At 45.1% G+C, this 22,040-nt stretch carries 17 protein-coding genes; 9 read left to right on the top strand and 8 right to left on the bottom strand.

What is annotated here, in order from left to right; all coding sequences use genetic code 11:
* Positions 1-92: 92 nt before the first annotated feature.
* From ndk to folE, 6 genes are all read left to right on the top strand, one after another.
* Positions 93-557 carry a nucleoside-diphosphate kinase gene (ndk, locus tag GD630_RS12115; protein WP_022275728.1) on the top strand — a complete coding sequence of 155 codons (465 nt, stop codon included), beginning with the start codon at positions 93-95 and terminating at the stop codon, positions 555-557.
* Between the two features lie 18 nt (positions 558-575).
* Positions 576-1,448: a peptidoglycan DD-metalloendopeptidase family protein gene (locus tag GD630_RS12110; protein ID WP_007764387.1), complete on the top strand. Its 873-nt coding sequence runs from the start codon at positions 576-578 to the stop codon at positions 1,446-1,448.
* A gap of 121 nt (positions 1,449-1,569) precedes the next feature.
* Positions 1,570-2,112 (top strand): DUF1599 domain-containing protein, encoded by a 543-nt coding sequence (locus GD630_RS12105; RefSeq protein WP_143864796.1) that lies wholly within the window; start codon positions 1,570-1,572, stop codon positions 2,110-2,112.
* Positions 2,102-4,171, top strand: coding sequence for a BT_3928 family protein (locus GD630_RS12100; RefSeq protein WP_143864797.1), 2,070 nt, complete (start codon positions 2,102-2,104; stop codon positions 4,169-4,171). The genes GD630_RS12105 and GD630_RS12100 overlap by 11 nt, the downstream gene beginning before the upstream one ends.
* Positions 4,172-4,272: 101 nt before the next feature.
* Positions 4,273-4,722 (top strand): SPOR domain-containing protein, encoded by a 450-nt coding sequence (locus tag GD630_RS12095; protein ID WP_143864798.1) that lies wholly within the window; start codon positions 4,273-4,275, stop codon positions 4,720-4,722.
* A 7-nt stretch (positions 4,723-4,729) separates the two neighbouring features.
* Positions 4,730-5,317 (top strand): GTP cyclohydrolase I FolE, encoded by a 588-nt coding sequence (folE, locus tag GD630_RS12090; RefSeq protein WP_007749368.1) that lies wholly within the window; start codon positions 4,730-4,732, stop codon positions 5,315-5,317.
* On the opposite strand, the gene dnaG is transcribed toward folE, so the two are convergent.
* From dnaG to recJ, 8 genes are all read right to left on the bottom strand, one after another.
* Complete coding sequence (gene dnaG / locus GD630_RS12085) at positions 5,314-7,395, bottom strand: DNA primase (protein ID WP_143864799.1); 2,082 nt, start codon at positions 7,393-7,395, stop codon at positions 5,314-5,316. The two genes, folE and dnaG, sit on opposite strands and share 4 nt — an antisense overlap.
* 125 nt (positions 7,396-7,520) lie before the next feature.
* A complete protein-coding gene (locus tag GD630_RS12080; RefSeq protein WP_007749366.1) occupies positions 7,521-8,294 on the bottom strand; it encodes a prephenate dehydrogenase in 774 nt (257 codons plus the stop codon).
* A 9-nt stretch (positions 8,295-8,303) separates the two neighbouring features.
* The gene (locus GD630_RS12075; protein WP_143864800.1) at positions 8,304-9,365 is read right to left on the bottom strand and encodes a bifunctional 3-deoxy-7-phosphoheptulonate synthase/chorismate mutase type II; all 1,062 of its coding nucleotides are present in this window, start codon (positions 9,363-9,365) and stop codon (positions 8,304-8,306) included.
* Positions 9,366-9,439: 74 nt separating this feature from the next.
* A complete protein-coding gene (locus tag GD630_RS12070; RefSeq protein WP_143864801.1) occupies positions 9,440-10,651 on the bottom strand; it encodes a pyridoxal phosphate-dependent aminotransferase in 1,212 nt (403 codons plus the stop codon).
* Positions 10,626-11,474 carry a prephenate dehydratase gene (locus GD630_RS12065; RefSeq protein ID WP_007749359.1) on the bottom strand — a complete coding sequence of 283 codons (849 nt, stop codon included), beginning with the start codon at positions 11,472-11,474 and terminating at the stop codon, positions 10,626-10,628. The genes GD630_RS12070 and GD630_RS12065 overlap by 26 nt, the downstream gene beginning before the upstream one ends.
* A gap of 299 nt (positions 11,475-11,773) precedes the next feature.
* Positions 11,774-12,736, bottom strand: coding sequence for a tetratricopeptide repeat protein (locus GD630_RS12060; RefSeq protein ID WP_007764416.1), 963 nt, complete (start codon positions 12,734-12,736; stop codon positions 11,774-11,776).
* Between the two features lie 39 nt (positions 12,737-12,775).
* Positions 12,776-14,680, bottom strand: a complete 1,905-nt coding sequence (locus tag GD630_RS12055) for a RecQ family ATP-dependent DNA helicase (RefSeq protein ID WP_143864802.1) — start codon at positions 14,678-14,680, stop codon at positions 12,776-12,778.
* Entirely contained in the window at positions 14,673-16,391 is a 1,719-nt protein-coding gene (gene recJ / locus GD630_RS12050) for a single-stranded-DNA-specific exonuclease RecJ (RefSeq protein ID WP_143864803.1), read from the bottom strand. Before recJ ends, GD630_RS12055 begins: the two co-directional genes overlap by 8 nt.
* Positions 16,392-16,904: 513 nt before the next feature.
* Between recJ and GD630_RS12045 the strand changes: the two genes are divergently transcribed.
* From GD630_RS12045 to GD630_RS12035, 3 genes are all read left to right on the top strand, one after another.
* Positions 16,905-17,468, top strand: a complete 564-nt coding sequence (locus tag GD630_RS12045) for an RNA polymerase sigma-70 factor (RefSeq protein ID WP_143864804.1) — start codon at positions 16,905-16,907, stop codon at positions 17,466-17,468.
* Positions 17,469-17,558: 90 nt separating this feature from the next.
* Entirely contained in the window at positions 17,559-18,494 is a 936-nt protein-coding gene (locus tag GD630_RS12040) for a FecR domain-containing protein (protein ID WP_152276041.1), read from the top strand.
* Positions 18,495-18,819: 325 nt separating this feature from the next.
* Positions 18,820-22,032: a TonB-dependent receptor gene (locus GD630_RS12035; RefSeq protein ID WP_143864806.1), complete on the top strand. Its 3,213-nt coding sequence runs from the start codon at positions 18,820-18,822 to the stop codon at positions 22,030-22,032.
* Positions 22,033-22,040: the final 8 nt, after the last annotated feature.

Here is a 22,040-nt window from a genome sequence, read left to right as displayed (position 1 = left end):
ATGACTTCCTTGTGGTTTCATCGAAAAATGCTACCTTTGGGAGAATTTTTTAGTAAATGTATCGTTGTAACCAATTTATAAAGTCGAGTATTATGCTTGAAAAAACGCTGGTCATTTTAAAACCATGTACCCTTCAACGGGGATTGATAGGTGAGATTACCCATCGCTTTGAACGTAAAGGATTGCGGTTGGCCGGTATGAAGATGATGCAACTGACAGATGAATTGTTAAGCGAACATTATGCCCACCTTAGCGGCAAGCCATTCTTTCAACGTGTGAAAGATTCCATGATGACAGCGCCTGTCATCGTTTGTTGTTTTGAGGGTGTGGATGCTATTCAAACAGTCCGTACATTGGCGGGACCAACTAACGGACGTCTGGCTGCTCCGGGAACCATTCGTGGAGATTACAGTATGAGCTTTCAAGAGAATATAGTTCATGCTTCCGATTCGCCGGAAACCGCAGCTGTTGAATTAACGAGATTTTTTAAACCGGAAGAAATATTCGATTACAAGCAGGCTACTTTTGATTACCTGTATGCAAACGACGAATATTAAATGATTTGACAAGAACGAATGAATTTTAACTGCATTATTAAAACCGGATTGGTGGCTGTAGCGGCTATGGTTAGTTTGAGCTCTTTCTCTCAAGACCTGATTGCCCGCCAAGCACCGATAGACAAGAAATTGAAAACTGTTGACTCTTTGGCATTGCAGAAGCAAATCCGTGCCGAACAGTCCGAATATCCTGCCCTTAGTCTTTATCCTAACTGGAATAACCAGTATGTACATGCTTACGGAAACGCTATTATTCCCGAAACTTATACAATCGACCTGACCGGATTCCATATGCCGACTCCGAGTACGAAGATAACTTCGCCTTTCGGTCCCCGTTGGAGAAGAATGCACAACGGTCTTGACTTGAAGGTTAATATCGGCGATACTATCGTGGCGGCCTTTGATGGTAAGGTGCGTATCGTGAAATATGAGCGTAGAGGTTATGGCAAGTATGTCGTTATTCGTCACGACAATGGTTTGGAGACTGTTTACGGACACTTGTCCAAGCAGTTGGTAGAAGAAAATCAATTGGTGAAAGCCGGTGAAGTGATAGGTCTGGGTGGTAATACGGGACGTTCTACCGGTTCGCATCTTCATTTTGAGACTCGTTTCTTAGGAATTGCAATCAACCCGGTTTATATGTTCGACTTCCCGAAACAGGATATCGTAGCCGATACCTATACGTTCCGGAAGACGAAAGGTGTGAAACGCGCCGGTTCTCATGATACACAAGTGGCAGATGGCACTATCCGCTATCATAAAGTGAAAAGTGGGGATACCCTGTCCCGCATCGCTAAGTTGCGTGGCGTATCGGTCAGTACGCTTTGTAAGTTAAACCGTATTAAGCCGACAACGACTTTGCGCATCGGACAAGTTTTGCGTTGTTCATAAATATCTTGCTTATAAAACAGTAATACAATATCTTTAGAAGAGGGCACTTTAATATAATTTAGAGTGCCCTCTTTCTGTTTTTACTTAATTATTGTTACCTTTGCGAACTATTTGGAAGAAAATGAAAGATACCAAGCAACAATTTGAACATGTCATAGCTTTATGCCGTGACTTATTCTCCAAGAAGCTGCACGATTACGGTCCTGCGTGGCGTATCCTGCGTCCGGCTTCGGTGACCGATCAGATTTTTATCAAAGCCAACCGGATACGTAGTATTGAAACTAAAGGAGTGACTTTGGTAGACGAAGGAATCCGTTCCGAATTCATTGCGATTGTCAATTACGGTATTGTCGGACTGATTCAGTTGGAATTGGGATATGCCGAATCTGCCGACATCAGTAATGAAGAAGCGATGACGCTTTATGATAAGTATGCCCAAGCGGCATTGGAACTGATGCTTGCCAAGAACCATGATTATGATGAGGCTTGGCGGAGTATGCGCATCAGCTCGTATACAGACTTGATCTTGATGAAAATTTACCGCACCAAGCAGATTGAAAGTCTGTCCGGTAACACATTGGTGTCCGAAGGAATTGACGCCAATTACATGGACATGATTAATTATTCGGTTTTTGGATTGATAAAGATAGAATTTGAAGGATAAGAACTTACATATCATTCAGGAAGTGGTGGCGAACACCGGTCGCTTTATTCTGGCGGCTTCGTTCATATTTTCCGGATTTGTAAAGGCAGTTGATCCACTGGGATTCCAGTATAAGATACAGGATTATCTGGCTGCATTCGGAATGGCTTCTTGGTTCCCTTCATTTTTCCCGCTATTGGGAGGTATCGTGTTATCTTCCGTCGAGTTCTTTATTGGTATCTCTTTGTTTTTCGGAACGCGAAGGACAATTGCTTCTTCATTGGCGTTAATACTGATGATTTTTATGACGCCACTGACACTGTACCTTGCCCTCTTTGATCCGGTTTCGGACTGTGGTTGTTTTGGCGATGCTTGGGTTTTGACGAATTGGGAGACATTTGGCAAAAATGTAGTGCTCCTGCTTGCGGCTGTCGGAACGTTCCGATATAGGAAGATGGTGTTCCGGTTCATTAGCGTGAAGATGGAATGGCTGGTTTCATTATATACACTGTTTTTTGTGTTTACTTTGTCATTCTATTGCTTGGACCGTTTGCCTGTCTTAGACTTCCGGCCGTATAAGATTGGAAAGAATATATCGGAAGGGATGACGATTCCCGATGGAGCGAAACCGAGTGTATATGAAAGTATCTTTGTGCTGGAAAAGAATAGCGAAAAGAAAGAATTTACGCTGGATAACTATCCGGACAGTACTTGGACATTTGTCGATACGCGTACTGTACTTAAGGAAAAAGGCTATGAACCGCCCATCCATGATTTTTCCATAATGGATTTGAATACAGGAGATGATATTACGGAAGATGTCCTGACCGATATGGGATATACATTCCTGTTGGTTGCCCACCGGATTGAGGAAGCGGATGACAGTAATATTGATTTGATTAATGAAATATATGATTATTCGGTGGAACATGGTTACAGATTTTATTGCCTGACTTCCTCACCCGAAGAACAAATCGAATTATGGAAAGACAAGACCGGTGCAGAGTATCCTTTCTGTCAGATGGATGATATAACTCTGAAGACGATGGTGCGTTCCAATCCGGGATTAATGCTGATTAAGAACGGGACTATTCTGAATAAGTGGAGTGACGAGGATATTCCGGACGAATACGTGTTGACCGATAAACTGGAGAATTTGCCATTGGGACAACAAAAGTTGGAAAGTGATTTTCACACAGTGGGATATGTTTTCTTATGGTTTGTTATCCCGTTGTTGCTTGTGCTGGGCGTGGATGTGCTGGTTATTCGCCGTAGAGAACGAAAAAAAAGTTTTATTAACCCTTTAAATAAAGAAAACAAAATGAGAAAGAACATTGTTGCAGGAAACTGGAAAATGAACAAAACCCTTCAAGAGGGTATCGCTTTGGCTAAAGAATTGAACGAAGCATTGGCTAACGAAAAGCCTAACTGTGATGTGATCATCTGTACTCCGTTTATCCACTTGGCTTCTGTCACTCCGTTGGTAGACGCTGCTAAGATTGGTGTAGGTGCTGAAAACTGTGCAGACAAGGCTTCCGGTGCATATACAGGTGAAGTATCGGCTGAGATGGTTGCTTCTACAGGAGCCAAATATGTAATTTTGGGACACTCTGAACGTCGTGCTTACTACGGTGAAACAGTTGCTATCCTTGAAGAAAAAGTGAAATTGGCTTTGGCTAACGGTCTGACTCCGATTTTCTGTATCGGTGAGGTTCTGGAAGAACGCGAAGCTAACAAGCAGAATGAAGTGGTAGCTGCACAGATGGCTTCTGTATTCTCTCTGTCTGCTGAAGATTTCTCAAAGATTATCTTGGCTTACGAACCGGTTTGGGCTATCGGTACAGGTAAAACTGCTACTCCGGAACAAGCTCAGGAAATCCACGCTTTCATCCGTTCAATCGTTGCTGACAAGTATGGCAAGGAGATCGCTGACAATACCTCTATCCTTTATGGTGGTAGCTGCAAGCCTTCTAATGCAAAAGAACTGTTCGCTAATCCGGACGTTGATGGTGGTTTGATCGGTGGCGCTGCTCTGAAGGTTGCTGATTTCAAAGGTATCATTGATGCGTTCAATGCATAATTAACTTTCACCACGGATTACACAGACTCGCACAGATTAACTTCATTCAATGAAAATCTGTGTTAATCCGTGTAATCTGTGGTGAACTATTTCATTATCAAATGAGAAAACTTGTTTTATTTGTCCTATTGCTTCTCTTGGTGGGTGCCGGTGCACAGGCGCAGGGCATTATCAGGAGTTTGGAGCGTACGGTGCCGGGGCAGGGAAAGGTGACCATTCACCAGGATCCCCGTATTGAAGCTCTGATTGGCATGGAGCGTCCTGCAACAGGCGAACAGAAGGTGATAAAGACTTCCGGTTTCCGGATACAGGCGTATGCAGGCAATAATACACGACAGGCAAAAAACGATGCTGATCGTGTAGCTTCAAGAGTCAAAGAGTATTTTCCGGAGTTGTCGGTATATACTTCGTTTATTTCGCCCCGTTGGCTTTGTCGTGTGGGTGATTTCCGGAGCATTGAAGAGGCGGATGCAATGATGCGTCGGTTGAAAGCTACCGGTATGTTTAAAGAGGTTTCTATTGTAAGAGACCAGGTCAATATTCCTTTATAAATCTGTCATGTTGGAAAAAGAAGAAATTGTCTCTCCGAATTTGGAGGAATTGAAGAATCATTATCGTAGTATTATAACTTTGTTGGGCGAAGATGCTGAACGGGAAGGGCTGTTGAAAACTCCCGAACGGGTAGCTAAGGCGATGCTGAGTTTAACAAAAGGGTATCACATCGATCCGCACGAAGTACTTCGTTCCGCTAAATTCAAAGAGGAATACAGTCAGATGGTGATTGTGAAAGACATTGATTTCTTCTCTCTCTGCGAACATCATATGCTACCGTTTTATGGAAAGGCACACGTGGCCTATATTCCTAACGGCTATATCACGGGACTTAGTAAGATTGCCCGTGTGGTCGATATATTCTCTCATCGCCTGCAAGTGCAGGAACGCATGACGCTGCAAATCAAAGAGTGTATTCAGGAAACGCTGAATCCGTTAGGTGTAATGGTTGTAGTGGAAGCCAAACATATGTGTATGCAAATGCGTGGCGTTGAAAAACAGAACTCTATTACTACTACTTCCGACTTTACGGGGGCTTTCAATCAGGCAAAGACTCGCGAAGAGTTTATGAATCTCATCCAGCACGGGAGTTAGCGTAGAACAACCCTATCCCCTAAGCGTTTTGCCATAATGCTTTGTACGGTTCTCAGCTCATTATAACGTTGCATTAGTGAGTCGCACTTTTCATTGTCATGAGCGAGCGCCGGGTCCTGCAGTGCATAAAGCATATGCTTCAGTTCTTCCGTAACGATTGCGTATTTAAAGTTAATCATCAACATGGGAACCAGTTCGTAGAGCCGTTCTTCATCTGTTACAATCTTCTGTGATTTGGAGTGGTATTTGCTGAGTTGATAACGCACATTAATCAGGTCTACGCTCAATTTACTGATAATCGGGTCGGGATGTGCCAGAAAGTAACGTTCCGCGATAAAAGCCGAATCATGCATGTGTGCGGCAGCTTCCGACAGCATTTGGCGATGCAACGGATTATGGAAAGCCAAATCATCCTCTTTCAAGTCATTGACAACATATTCTATGACAGTGACTGGGATTTCATTTCCTTCTTCGTCAGTCAGATTACACATGACTTTCTCACCGTAACGGACTACAGCCTGTAATATCAACCGCTCGAATTTATAAAACTCCTGCCCTTCTTTTCCTTCCTGTGGAATAAAAGAAGCATAGTTGTCTTCTTGTGGCGGGAAAGGGGATTCTGTATATCCTGCCTCAGTAATTTCAGGAGGCAATGGAACATCCCCATTGGGAGCGGGCATATTTCCAGCCTGTTCACCTTGTGGCATAGAGGCTGCCCTTTCGGCAATCCGTCGGTCCCGTTCTGTCTGTTCCGCCCGTTTCTCCGCTTGCGTTTCCCGTCTTTTGGCAACTTCCGAAACCAACAGTTTATCTTCTATATGTAATAGTTGGGCACATTCTTTGATATAAACATCCCGTACAATCGCTTCCGGTATGACCGAAATGCTTTGTACCAGATTGCCGATCAGTTCCGCACGTTTGATGGGATCTTTTCCGGCGTCCTCTAACAGCAAGTTAGTCTTGAAGCGGATAAAGTCCGTTTCGTGTTCCGAGATGAAAGCCTGGAATTCCGTAGAGTTATGTTTGCGGGCGAAAGAGTCCGGGTCGTCACCGTCGGGAAGCAGGCAGACTTTGACGTTCATACCCTCTTCGAGCAGCATATCAATACCACGGATAGAAGCTTTGATACCTGCGGCGTCACCGTCATAAAGCACCGTCATATTGTTTGTGAAGCGGTGAATCATACGGATTTGTCCCGGTGTAAGCGCTGTTCCCGAAGAGGCCACTACATTCTCGATGCCGGATTGATGCATAGAGATTACGTCTGTGTACCCTTCAACCAAAAAGCAACGGTCTTGTTTTACAATCGCCTGTTTGGCAAAATAGATACCGTATAGTTCGTTGCTCTTGTGGTAAATATCCGATTCGGGGGAATTGACATATTTGACCTTAACCCCTTTGGTCGCACTGGCAAGCACACGTCCGCCGAAGGCTACTACCTTTCCCGAAAGAGTGTGTACCGGGAATATGACACGTCCCCAAAAGCGGTCCCGCAGACGGTGGTCATCCGTTTCATAACAAAGTCCCGTTTTCACAAGATACTCTTTCTTATATCCTTTCTGTATTGCTTCTTGGGCGAAAGCATCGTGGCTGTCGGTACAATATCCTAACTGAAACTTCTCGATGATATCATCCCGAAAGCCGCGATTGCGGAAATAAGCCATCCCGATACTACGACCGTCTACATGGTTCTTCAGTATATTCTGAAAGTAATCGCGTGCGAAGTTATTGACGATAAACAGACTTTCCCGTTCGCTTTGCACAAACTTTTCTTCATCACTCAGTTCCCGTTCTTTGATTTCGATATTGTACTTCTTGGCGAGGTATCTTAGTGCTTCCGGATAGGACATCTGCTCGTGCTCCATGATGAAGTGTACGGCATTTCCCCCTTTTCCACATGCGAAACATTTGCAAAGCCCTTTGGCGGGAGAGACATAAAAAGAAGGAGTCTTGTCGTTATGAAAAGGACACAAACCGACATAATTCACTCCACGCTTGCGTAGTGTGACAAAATCTGAAACGACATCCATGATCTGTGCCGCATCCAATATCCGGTCTATGGTAGCTTGATCTATCATTCTTTCTATCTCCTGTAAATCTGTTTTTGCGGATACAAAGGTACACATAAAAAAATCCCCTGCAAAGAACTTTTTTGCAGGGGACCGTTAAATCTTATGTGTAATCAGTGATTGCCGATTACGGGTTATTTGATCTTTTCCCGAATCTTTGTCAGGTACTTCTTCATTCCTTCCGCATCCTTGTTCTCAATGATTTCGAGAAGATTTTTCAGCTCGGTGCGGATGTTGGCCACCTGTCCCGGAGTGCGCGGGTTGAACAGAATTTCCTGAAGCAGGTAGTCATCTTCGCTCAGCAAACCTTTGGCAATAGCCATATGCTTCTTGAATGTGGTTCCCGGTGCTTCCTGGTGTTTCATTACAGCTGCGAATACGAACGTCGAAACGAACGGGATGGATAGCGAGTAAGCCACCGTTTCATCATGTTCGTCAAAGGTATATTCGAAGATGTTCAACCGCAAGGTCTGGTAGAGGTCTTTAAAAAAGATCTTACCCAAGTGATCTCCTTCACTGATGATAATGGCGTTCTCGCTGCTTAGATTGCTAAGGCTGGCGAAAGTCGGACCGAACATAGGGTGACTGGAAACATAACGGAAGCCGCTTTCTTCGTAGAACTTCTTCAGTCCCGTTTTAACAGAAGCGATATCACTGATGATGCAATCTTTGGGCAGCACAGGCAACACTTTGCGGAAAGCGTCCAGTGTGTACTTTACTGTTGCGGCGTTGATAACCAGTTCCGGTTCAAAATCCTTGATTTCTTCCAATGTCGTGAAACGATAAGTGTTGTAGACAAAACGCAATTGGTGCGGGTTGACGTCGAACACGGCCGTTTCGTGTTGGAAGCTCAATATATCAGTAAAGAAAGAGCCCATTTTCCCGGCTCCGAGTATTAATATTCTCATGTCTATTGTTTATTTGTTGATAATCTCCATCTGTTGGCGGACAGACTCTTCGTGGATAGCCTCGAAAATTTTCTTCATGAATTCCGCATCCATACCGCATTGTTCCCCTTGTGAACCGCGCTTTTCCAGAATTTCATTGTAACGTCCGGTCTGGAGTACGGTGATATTATGTTCTTTCTTGTATGTACCGATTTCGCGGGCAACGCGCATTCTTTTTGCCAACTCTTGAATGATGTTGTCATCACATTCGTCAATCTGTTTGCGTAGCAGCCCCAGACTTTCGGTCGATTGGGTTTCGGTACGGATAACCAATAGATTGAGGATATAGTCGAGTACATCCGGAGTCACTTGTTGGGAAGCGTCACTCCATGCACAATCCGGATTGCAGTGGCTTTCTACGATCAGACCGTCGAAGTTAAGGTCCATAGCCTGCTGGCAAAGCGGAGCTACCAGTTCGCGTTTTCCACCGATATGACTGGGATCGCAGAAGATGGGAAGATTAGGGATGCGGCGGCGCAGTTCGATAGGAATGTGCCATTGGGGCAGATTGCGGTAAATCTTCTTATCGTAGCTGCTGAAACCACGATGAATAGCACCCAGACGTTTCAGACCTGCATTGTTGATACGTTCCAAGGCTCCGATCCACAACTCAAGATCCGGATTTACAGGGTTCTTGACCAATACGGGGATATCAACGCCTTTCAGAGCGTCCGCGATTTCCTGTACGGCGAAAGGGTTGGCAGTGGTACGTGCACCTACCCAAAGAATATCGATTCCGGCTTTCAGACATTCGTAAACGTGCTTGGCCGTTGCAACTTCGGTTGCGACATACATACCGGTTTCTCTTTTCACCTCTTTCAACCAGGCAAGACCTTCGACGCCTATACCTTCGAAGCCTCCCGGTTTGGTACGTGGTTTCCAGATTCCTGCACGGAATATCTTCTGACCTTTCGCTGCCAATTGCTTGGCTGTATCCATTACCTGTTCTTCTGTTTCTGCGCTACACGGGCCGGCAATGACGATCGGTCTTTTAGCCTCAATACCCGGTAATAAAATTGATTCGAGTTCCATAATAATAATGTATCAATATGCCAATGTGCTAGTAATTCTATTGGCAGTTGGGTTATCTAAACTATTTAATTGTTCTATTTATCGGCACATTGGCTGTCAGCACATTGTGTCATTGTTTTTATCCTTTCGAGTGCTTCCTCCAACTTGGCGTCTTTGCAGCAAAGAGAGATGCGGATATATCTCGCTCCGTTGCTGCCAAAGATAAATCCCGGTGTGATAAACACTCTGGCTTCATGCAATACCTTTTCCGTCAACTCTTCCACATCTTTGCAGGAAGCGGGGATCTTTCCCCAAAGGAACATACCTACCTGTTTCTCATCGTATGTGCACCCTAGTGTTTTCATAATCTCACCGGCTAGGTGGCGACGGTTACGGTAGTTCTTGTTATTGCCCTCGTACCAGTCGGCTTCAGCTTCCAGAGCAGTGGCTGCCGCCAGTTGCATGGCACGGAACATTCCGCTGTCGATATTGCTTTTCACCTTCAGAATCCATTGTACAAACTCCGCATTTGAGGCCAGCATACCGATACGCCATCCCGGCATATTGTGGCTTTTGCTCATGGAGTTGAATTCGATACAACAGTCTTTGGCCCCCGGTACGCTCAGAATACTGATCGGTTTCTCGTTTAGGATAAAGCTGTATGGGTTATCATTCACGATTACAATATTCTTGCGGCGGGCAAAGTCAACGAGACGCCCGTATAATTCCGGAGTTGCATTGGCGCCTGTCGGCATATTCGGATAATTGGTCCACATCAGTTTTACACGGCTGAGGTCCATTCTCTCCAGGGCTTCAAAATCAGGCATCCAGTTCTCGTCTTCTTTGAGGTCGTAGTTGATGACTTCCGCACCGAGTATCTTGCTCAGCGAAGTATAAGTGGGATATCCCGGATTGGGAACCAGCACTTGTTCTCCCGGATTGACAAATGCCAGAGTGACATGGAGTATTCCCTCTTTCGAGCCGATCAAAGGCTGTATCTCCGTGTTCGGATTCAGTTCTACTCCATACCAGCGTTGATACCAGGCGGCAAAACCCTTGCGAAGTTCGGGGATACCCACGTACGGTTGGTAGCCGTGTCCGTTGGGATCATGCGCATTGCTGCACAATGTTTCGATGGTTTTCTCGGAGGGGGGCATATCGGGACTTCCGATACCCAGACTGATGACGTCCTTACCTTCTGCATTCATCTGTGCTACCTCTTTCAGTTTCTTGGAGAAGTAGTATTCACTTACGCTTGCCAGTCTGTCGGCAGGAGCGATCTTATACATTTGACTTTCCTTCTGCATATTCGCCTAATGTTTTGAGTTCTTTGGTTAATGGAGTGATTGCTGCAATGGACTGCTTATATCTCAGATAATCGTTGAAAGCCACATCTACATAAAACTGGTATTCCCATTCACGTCCGATGATCGGTAACGATTGTATCTTGGTCAGGTTAATATTATAAAAAGACAGGATGGACAACACTTGTGACAAACTGCCCTCCGTATGCGGCAAGGTGAATACCATGCTTGCCTTGTTGGTAGCATTCGCATGATGTTGGCGGAGCTCATCCGCCTGCCAGGGATCGGCAACTACCAGAAAACGGGTGAAGTTGTGTTTGTTTGTCTCGATTCCTTCTTGAAGCACCTTCATACCGTAACGCTCGGCTGCCGCTTTGGAACAGATGGCGGCGTGTCCTTTCAAGTTCTCGTTCTTGATGATTTCCGCGCTGCGTGCCGTATCCTCACCCTCTACTACTTTCAGTTGCGGATGTTGGTTCAGGAATTCGCGACATTGCATCAGGGCGATAGGGTGGGAATTTACTTCCGTCAGGTCTTCCCAGCTTTCGTCGGGAAGGCAGACAAAACTGTGTGAGATACGCAATTTGTATTCGCCGATAATTTGTGTGCCGCTTTGTCTCAACAACTCATTGTTGTGCAACAAGCTTCCCGCAATTGTATTTTCGATGGCGAGCATTCCGATTACCTGGCTGTCTTTTCGTATCGAAGTAAACACGTCCTCGAAGTTGGCGCAGCAGATTAGCTCTATTTCTTCCCCTTCGAAGTACTTGTGTGCGGCGATATCATGGTAGGAACCTAATGTTCCCTGAATTGCTATCTTTTTCATTGTTCTAAATGGTTTATATAAAAAAATCCCGCGTCCATATTGGAGCGGGATTCATATGATTAACTTCTCTATTCAGTCCTTAAGCATCACTGTCACTTGATACATACAAACTCCCGCTCTACTTTGTTGCTAAAGTAAAAGTAAAAAAAGAAGTAATATGCATAAGTAAACGATTTCATTCGATCCTTTGTTTTTGCTTTGGTTTCTAATTCTGGGGCAAAAGTAATAATTTTCTGTTAGATGCAAACAAAAAGCGATACTTTTTTTCTATTCTTGCCTAAAAAATATAAAAAGGACACTTAGAAGATACCCGGAAGAGTTTCCGGCTTTGCTCCCAGATTCTTGAATTCACCGTTCAAACCGGCTTCATCTTTCGGGTTCAGCTCCAATGATTTCTTCATGTCCTCGATAGAACCGTCCTTGTCGCCATTTAACAATTTGGCACGTCCGCGTTCCTTATAAGCTTCTGCGAAGTTCGGATTCAACTCAATGGCTTCGTCAAAGAGTCCGATAGCTTCCGTCAGTTTCTTCTGACTGATGTAAAGTAGTCCCAGATAGAGGTACGCCTGCTCGTTGAAAGGATTTATTTCCGTGACAAGTCGATAATCCTTTTCCGCTTCTTCGGACTCTCCGTTGTCTTCCTTCACCTTTCCACGCAGGAGTATCGCCGTTTCTTCTTCCGGATTCTGAGCCAATATGGCATCTACATCCTCCATTACCTCTTTGTATTGTTTCATTTTCAATAAGGCTTCTGCGCGTAACAGGCGGGCTTCGATGAAATCATCCTTCAAGGTGATAGCTTTGGTGAGGTGGGCGATAGTCATCAGGTCGTCGTCCTGGCCTTTGCGGGCTTTTCCCAGCAGATAATGCGCTACGGCATTTCCTTCTTCGATGGCGATGGCTTTGTTGGCTGCCTCTTCCATAGCCTGATAATCTTCCTGAATGAAGCATACATTCGCCAATGTCAGGAAAGTATTGGTAACATGAGGTTCCATTACAGCCATTTTCTCCAAAAGTTCGCGGGCCTTTGCCGTTTCTCCCAATTGGACGTAGAGTTGGCTGAGATATCCCAATGTCTCGAAATCCTCCTCAATGGCAAGGGCTTCCGTGAAACATTTTACGGCATAATCCGGGCGTCCCATGCGTTGCGCGCGCAAACCGTCATATTTGAAGATCTCGAATCTTTTCCGGTCGTTTTTCTGCTTTTCACTTTCCGGTGTCTCCGATTTCCCGGAGAAGAAAGATTTAAAAAAGTTCGGCATGATATGTTGTTTTTGAGTTACACTTGCAAATGTAATAACTTATTTTGATATATGTATCATTCCATCCTGCATCTTCCATTCGCCTTCCTCCAATAAATAGCGGATAACCTCTCCAACCTTTTCTTTCTCCGCTTCCATGTTATTGGCTATTTCTGCCGGAGTAAGCGGTTTTTGAATGAGCAGTCCGGTCATTCGCCTCTTTAATTCTTCAAAGGAGTCATCGGACAGACTGTCTGTGGCGCGGTGGCTGAGGCAGATATCGCATTGGCCGCAATTATGTTCGTTTTTCTCTCCGAAGTAGCGGAGCAGCATCCGGCTCCGACATACGTTTTCTGAAGTGACATAATCCTCCATCGCCTTGATGCGCGTTTCGTACCTTGCTTTCCGTTCTTCGTAGACAGAGGGAGGAATATGTACAAAACGCAGTTCCTGCCGTTCGCGCGTATATATAATATAAGGTGTCTTTTTGTGTGGAATATAATCCACGATGCGGCGTTTGGTCAATGTCACCAGGATGTTATAGATCTGTTCGCGTGTCAGCCCTGTGCGTATCGACAGTGAAGCCTCGCTGATATAGGCATAATCCGTGAATACCCCTGTGTAGGAACGAAGGATTGTCTGTATCAGCGCTTCGGTTTCTTTTCCCATCTCCCGTAGTTTGTACAGCTCGTCCCGGCGAATCGTAAAAAGGATGCGGGAAGCATTATCCTGTTCGTCCGTATATTCCAGATAACCGGCTTGCGTCAGTATCTTCAGTGCACTGTCTACCGGGACCGGAAAGTATTTGAATTTCCGGCAGAATTCTTCCAGATTAAATTCGCGGACACATTGGAAACCGTCGCCCATCGCCATCTGATAGTAATATTGCAAATGCTCGTAAACATCGAGAATATACTCTTTGTCGGGGAAGGTGTCTGCCACCCGTTTGTGCAGGGTAGTCTTATCGGATTTGGCATATAGAATGACAGCGTATGCCTTTTCCCCGTCTCTGCCCGCCCGCCCGGCCTCTTGAAAATACGCTTCCGGAGAATCGGGGAGATCAAGATGAAGGACAATGCGGACATCCGGCTTGTCAATACCCATTCCGAAAGCATTGGTGGCTACCATTACGCGGACTTCCCCGTTTTGCCAGCGTTTCTGGCGGAGGTCTTTCACTGCATTATCCAGTCCGGCATGATAGAAATCAGCGGTAATATCTTCGTTCACCAGCAGTTCGGTGATTTCTTTTGTCCGTCGCCTGTTGCGGACATAAATGATGGCGCTACCCGGTATTTTCCGTAAGATATGCAATAACTCGTTCGTCTTGTTGTCTGTCTTGCGGACGATGTACGCCAGGTTCTTCCGTTCAAAACTCATGCGGAAGACATTGCCTTCATGGAAGTTCAGACGATTCTGAATATCCTTTACTACTTCCGGTGTAGCGGTTGCGGTCAGTGCCAGCACCGGAACTCCAGGCAGGAGTTCCCGTATTTCCGCAATTTTCAGATAGGCAGGCCGGAAGTCATATCCCCATTGGGAGATACAGTGACTTTCGTCTACTGTGATCATGGAGACTTTCATCGCCTTCAGTTTGGTGCGGAAAATCTCCGTATCCAGACGTTCCGGAGAAATATAGAGGAATTTGTAATCACCGAAGATACAATTCTCCAGTGCGGTGAGAATCTCCTGGCGCGTCATGCCGGAATATACGGCAAGCGCCATGATTCCCCGTTTGCGCAGGTTCTGCACTTGATCTTTCATCAAGGCAATGAGGGGGGTAATGACGATGCAAATACCTTCTTGAGCGAGAGCAGGCACTTGGAAGGTGATGGACTTTCCACCGCCTGTCGGCATAAGCCCCAATGTATCTTTGCCTTCGCCGATACTGGTAATGATCTCCTCCTGCAAGTCGCGGAAGGAGTCATACCCCCAGTATTGTTTCAATATCTCCTGATACTTATTCAATCGGCTTTATATCTTCAATTTGAAGTTGGACTTCGCCACGCTTATGCGTGTTTTCTTCGATGGTGTAGCAGATGTCGAACGAGCGTTTCGTCTTGATATAACGTACGTGCGAACTTTGCCCGAAAGCAATGCCGTTCATTACATTGTTCGATTTATTATCCACCAGTTCCAGTTTGATGTGCTCCTGATCACGTCCCACCACCTTGCTTGTTCCGTAGTCGTAGACATGGTGCGTACAGAAAATAGGTTTCATGTTGTCAGGACCGAAAGGATTGAATCTTTTCAGATCATTGAAGAACTTGGATGAAATGTCTCTGAAATCTATCTCCGCATCAATGTCGATTACGGCACTGGTCTGCTCCGGTAAAATATGCTGCGAGACGTATTCTTCAAATCGTCTGGTGAACTCTTCCACGTTTTCTACTTTCATGGATAGTCCGGCAGCATACGTATGTCCTCCAAAGTTCTCCAGCAGGTCGCGGCAATGTTCGATTGCTTTATATACATCGAAGCCGGAAACGGAACGTGCGGAACCTGTCGCCATGTCGTCCGTCCGGGTTAGCACTACAGCCGGGCGATAGTAGACTTCTGTCAGTCGGGAAGCCACAATACCGATCACTCCCTTGTGCCACTCTTCGTTGTAGATCACGATAGAGCGGCGGTCGGCAAGCCCGTCCAGATTGGCGACGATATTGTTCGCCTCTTCCGTCATACTCTTGTCGAGGTCTTTACGAGTCTCGTTGTATTGATTAATTTGTCCGGCTTTCTCCAGCGCTACCGAGAAATCTTTTTCGGTGAGTAAGTCTACCGCTTCTTTCCCGTTCTGAATGCGTCCCGATGCGTTGATGCGCGGTCCTATTTTGAATACGATATCGCTGACGGTAATCTCTTTTTCGGATAGTCCGCATACATCGATGATCGCTTTCATTCCGGTACTCGGGTTGCTGTTCAGCTGCTTCAACCCATGAAAGGCGAGAATACGGTTTTCACCCATGATGGGCACGATATCCGATGCGATACTTACCGCCACGATGTCGAGCAGCGGAATCAGATGATGAAACTCGATGCCGTTGCTGATGGCGAACGCCTGCATAAATTTGAAACCGACCCCGCAACCGGAAAGGTGTGTGTACGGATACGTATTGTCCAAGCGCTTGGCATTCAGAATGGCTACGGCAGGTGGAAGCACCTCATCCGGCACATGATGGTCGCAGATGATAAAGTCGATTCCTTTCTCTTTGGCATAAGTGATTTCCTCCACAGCCTTTATGCCGCAATCGAGTACAATAATAAGGCCTACACCGGTTTCGGCGGCATAGTCCACTCCTTTTTTAGAAATGCCATACCCTTCATTGTAACGGTCGGGTATATAATAGTCAAGGTTCGAATAGAACTGTTGAATAAACTTGTAGACCAATGCTACCGCAGTAGTGCCGTCTACGTCATAATCTCCATAAATTAGAATACGTTCTTTCTTTCCCATCGCCTTGTTCAGACGTTCTACTGCAACGTCCATATCCTTCATCAGGAATGGGTCGTGCAGGTCGGGCAATTGCGGACGGAAGAATTTCTTAGCGTCTGCCGCTTTCGTAATTCCCCGTTGCACCAAAAGTTGTCCAAGTATCGGGCTAATCCCTAATTCTTGGGCCAATATCTGGCTTGTCTCTGCCTGTTCGGGTGTAATGGGTCGATAATTCCATTTGTGATTCATTTTATATATTGCTTTTTTCTTTTTCTGTTCTCAAGGGTCAGAAAGGCACTTCTTTCCAACAAGGGGTAAAAGTACGAAAAAAAGCGGAAGTGTAGGATAAGATATGACGAAAATATTTCATGATGGTGTGCTGAAACGCAAATTAACGCAGATTATCGCAAGAATGATTTTATGAGTCATTGATTATTCTATAATTGAAATAATCTGCGATAATTTTTAAACACATACTTCTTTGAGAGAAAAGTTTGGTAAAAATAAACTTGTTCATGTTCAAAGTCTGTTATGAGTTAAATTAATAAATACTGTCGTAGTCTTTCTTATTTTATACAGACGAAAAGGGGGGGAAGTAGAGAAACATCCCGATTTTGATTGGAGAGGAGAAACACGTTTGCAATATTTCTAATAATATTTGAGGTAAACAAGTTAAGCGAGGGAAAGATTTTTTGGAAGCTAACTTCTTTTATCTATCTTTGTTTCGCTAACGAAAAGCTGAATAGATGAGAAACTGCTAAAATGAGAAGACCGGATAATACAATAAACACTAGTATGCCATTTGATGATATCTATCTAGAGTATTATCAACGCTGCTTTTTGTTTGCCAAATCTTATCTTCAAGATGAAATGCTATCCAAAGACATAGCCTCCGAGGCAATGATCACCTTATGGACCACGATGAAGACGGAAGAGGTGAAAAATGTTCGTTCTTTCCTGATGACCGTAGTTAAAAACCAGGCCTTGAACCATCTGCGCAATGAACACTTACGTATGGAAGCTCGTGAAAGCATATTGGCGGATGAACTTTATGAGCTTGATTTCCGTATTGCATCGTTGGACTCTTCCGATCCGAACCGGCTCTTCTCGGAAGAAATCGTTGAGATTGTAAACCGTACTTTGGGAGAACTGCCGGAGAAGACAAGAAAGGCATTTGTGATGAGCAGGTATCAGAATAAATCGGTGAAGGAGATTGCCGGATTATTGAATGTTACGGTGAAAGGAGCGGATTACCATATTGGGAAAGCGCTCCAAGCCTTGAGGAAAAGTCTCAAGGATTACCTTTCCTCTTTCCTCTTTTTCTAACTTTTTTCATTTTTCCACTAGTGAACTTCGCGAGTGGCGTGTCTTATATATGTAAGGCGGAAAACCGCTGATATTTTAATTCAAAACCGTATGGAGACGAAACTATTAAATAAATATATTGCCGGTGATGTCCTTCCAGAAGAAAAGAAGGAAGTGGCACGTTGGCTGAAAGAGAGCGAAGAACACCGTGAGCAGTTGATGCAACTACGCCATATCTATGATGCGACTGTCTGGAATGCTAATCTGAAGGAAGAAAAACCGGAAAAGAAAAAGACCGTGACTCATTATCTTCGGACCTCCATAAAGATAGCCGCTGTTGTTGCTATGCTTGCCTTTATTCTTCATAAAGAATATCAGGAATACCGGTTGGAACACTCTACGGAAATGCAGGTGATGACCGTTCCCGCTGGGCAAAGAGCCAGTCTGGTTCTGGCTGACGGAACAACCGTTTGGCTGAACTCGAATTCCATTTTGAAATATCCTGCTGCCGGATTCCACTCCAAAGAGAGGAAAGTGCTGTTGGAAGGCGAAGGATATTTTGAGGTAGCGCATGATGAGAAACATCCTTTCATTGTTGAGACGGAGAAATATAACGTCAGAGTGTTGGGAACCACGTTCAATGTTTCCGCCTATCCGGATTCCGATCTGTTTGAAACCTCTTTGATAGAAGGTAAGGTTACCGTGTATCAGCCCGATACACAGAATGAAGTCACACTGCAACCTAATGAGAAAGTAGAAACGAGAGATGGAAAACTTAGTAAGGAGACCTTTACGTCGGATCATGCTTTCTTGTGGAGGATAGGTGTGTATTCTTTCAAGAATGAGCCGCTGGAAGCTGTATTCAAGAAACTGGAGCAATATTATGAAGTGCGTATTATCAACAAGAACATTGAAATTGCTTCTCGTCCGTGTACGGGTAAATTCCGTCAGAAAGAGGGGATAGAGCACGTGGTAAAGGTATTGCAGAAGTATGTCGGCTTCGACTATACTTTGGATGAAGAGAACAATCAGATAATTATCTATTAACCCTAGTATTTAATCTAAAAAAACACCGAAAATGAGAGCTAGAGAACCGGCCCGTCCAGAACAGAAATATCGGTAAGTGCTGCAACACTTACCGATATGTGAGAAGTCAACAAGAAAGACTCGCACCTGTTACAAATCTTTATGTATTAACTTAATAACTCGAAGCAAAGATATGAAAAATAATCTTTGGTGTGGGCGTATTGCCCATAGAAAAACACACTGTACTCAAATTTTAAGAATTATGAGGTTGACTGTCTTTTTCCTGTTATTCATCATTTTTGAGGCGTATTCCGTGAATAGTTATTCGCAGAATCAGAAGGTTAGAATGAATAAAGGAACCGCAACACTGGCTGAGATTATCAGACAGATTGAAAAGCAAACGGACTATTTGTTTATTTACAACGAACGTGAGGTTAGCCTGAAACGCAAAGTGGCTATTTCCACTCCGAACGGGACGGTGGCAAGTCTGTTGATGGATGCGTTGAAAGGTACGGAGTTCTCCTACACGATGGAAGGAAAGCACATCATTCTTACCAAGAAGCAAGCGGAGGGACTGACTCCCACGCAACACAAGAAAAGAGTAACCGGGCTTGTGAAGGAAACTTCCGGGGAGGTGGTTGTGGGATGTAATGTGACCGTGAAGGGTACTACGATAGGTACTATTACCGATATAAACGGTAAATATAGCCTTGAAGTGCCCGAGCATGCTACATTGGTCTTTTCTTTTTTGGGATACAAGAGTATGGAATATCCGGTGAAAGCGCAGCAGAACATCAATGTCACGTTGAGTGAAGATTCAAAGGCATTGAATGAAGTAGTTGTGGTTGGTTACGGAACGCAACGCAAAGCATTGGTTACCAATGCTATCAGTTCCTTCAAACCGACAGAGTCGAATATGCGTCCGGTGCTCAGTCCGAGCGAACTGTTGCAAGGACGCGTAGCGGGTGTCACGGTATCGACAGGTTCCGGCAACTTGGGAAGTTCCGAACGGATGAGTATTCGTGGAGCCGCTTCATTGAGCGCCAGCAATGAGCCGCTTTACGTAGTGGACGGAATACCTATTCTCAACAGCAACGCTTCTCTATTTAACATGGGAGAGAATCTAAGTTCGATGGCAGTGTTGAATCTGACGGATATCGAATCCATCGAAGTTCTGAAAGATGCGGCTTCTGCTGCTATCTACGGATCGCGGGCTACCAACGGTGTAGTTGTGATAACGACCAAATCCGGCAAGGAAGGCCGTTCGGACATCCGCTTGAATGTCAGTACGGGCATCTCTAAATTTGCCAATAAAGGACGGATCAAATATGCGGATTCCGATTTATACGTAGAGACCTATAATGACGGAGTGGAGCGTTACAATCGTCAGAACGGATATACCGTAGGGACTTCCGGTTATGTCGTTCCTATCTCAAATCCTTTTCAGGGAATGCCGGATACGGACTGGCTGGATCTGATTACTCAGGTAGGACATTCTTATAATGTAGACTTGTCTTTCTCCGGTGGCAGCAAGAAAACGAAGTTTTATGTCGGGGCGAACTACAATTATCAGGAAGGTATCATCAAAACAAACGATATAACCAAAATCAACTTGAAGGCGAAAATCAGTCATGAAATGACTTCATGGTTGGAGGTCGGCGCCAACGTTAGTGGCAATTATCTGAAAAACAACCGGGTGCCGGGTGCCAATATCGGTTCTACTATCGTGGCCCGTGCTGTGGAACAGCGTCCTTTCGACCGTCCGTACAAGCCGAATGGTGACTATTATTTGGGAGGAACCGATGAGTTGACGCGTCACAATCCGCTTCAGATATTGAACGAGGAAGTGTCCTATATTGACACATACCGTTATCTGGGCACATTCAACGCTGACCTGAAATATAAGAAGTTCAGCTTGAAAAACTCCGTCAGCACCGATATCGGATATACGTATGACTATGTTTATTATAATGAGAACCACCCGTATGGAGCCGGTGGCGGACGTATCGTCGAGTACAATCGGCTGGTGAAGAACATATTGATAGAGAATATCTTCAATTATAATGATAAGTTCGGTGATTTTGAAGCCGGCTTGATGTTGGGACATTCGTTTCAGAAGATGTCCACGCGTACTTCCTCCATCGATGGTCGCGGATTCCCTTCTCCGGTGTTTGATACGGTGGGCACCGCTTCCGAGATTTATGACGCTTCGGGCGGTTTGTCGGAGTTTGCTATGGAATCCTACTTCGGACGTGTCAATCTCTCTTATTTGGACCGTTACATCCTGAATATGACGATGCGTACGGATGGTTCTTCCCGTTTTGCTCCTTCGGACCGTTATGGATACTTCCCTTCCGTTTCCTTAGGATGGAATGTTTCAAAAGAACCTTTCTGGAAGTTTGACCGGACAGACTTGAAGTTCCGTTTGAGTTACGGTAAGACAGGTAATCAGGATGGTATCGGCAATTATGCATGGCAGCCGCTGATGTCCGGAGGTATCAACTACGGAAATAATAGCGGTATGGCTGTCACCAGTATGGGAAATAATACACTGACATGGGAGACTGCCGACCAATACGACTTTGGTTTCGATCTTGGTTTTTGGAACGGAAAGTTGAATATGATTGCGGACGTTTATCTGAAGAATACGAACAATCTGCTGTATTCGATGCCTCTGCACGGAACAAGTGGTTTCACTAGTGTCACGAGTAATATCGGCTCGATGCGCAATTATGGCGTGGAATTTTCTATCAACGGGCACATGAATCTGGGAAAAGTGAATTGGACTTCTTCTTTCAATATTTCCCACAATAAGAACAAACTGACTAAGTTGTTGGGAGACGACCTGCTCCCGATTGGCTCTAACCGTGCCTTGAAGGTGGGTGAGGAACTCGGAGCGTTCTATCTGTTTAAGATGGACGGCATTTACCAGTATGACGGCGAAGTGCCGCAGCCGTTGTACGACTTGGGAGTACGTGCCGGTGACGTGAAATACCATGATGTGGATAATAACGGTATTATCAATGACTCGGACCGCCAGTTGGTGGGTTCTTCCAATCCGGATTTCTTTGGCGGATGGAACAATACTTTCAAATATAAAGGCTTCCAACTGGACGTGTTCTTCACCTACATGTATGGCAACGATGTATATGCCGAATGGGCGGTGACGGCCACCCGTCCGGGATATCGTATGGCCATTACGGAGGATGCGGCAAAGAACCGCTGGACTGCTCCGGGAAGCTCGAACAAATATCCCCGTGCGGTTAATACGCTTTGTGGACATAATAGCAAGAACTCCACCCGTTTTCTGGAGGACGGCTCTTTTATCCGCTTGCGTTCGTTGACATTCAGTTACACCTTCCCGCAAGTGATGTTGCAGAAGATCCGGATGAAGGGACTTCGCCTGTATGTTCAGGGAGATAACCTGCTGTTGTTTTCCAAATACTCCGGTTGGGATCCTGAAGTGAGTAAGAATATGGACCCGCAGTACTTCGGAGTCGATCTCTATGGAGTGCCGCCTTCCCGTTCGGTCAATTTCGGAATAAACCTTAGTTTCTAATCATAAAT

Origin of the sequence: Bacteroides zhangwenhongii, assembly GCF_009193325.2 — a bacterium.
GTDB lineage: Bacteria > Bacteroidota > Bacteroidia > Bacteroidales > Bacteroidaceae > Bacteroides > Bacteroides zhangwenhongii.
Note: the sequence above shows the minus strand (reverse complement) of the source record. Positions and strands in the feature narration are given on the sequence as shown.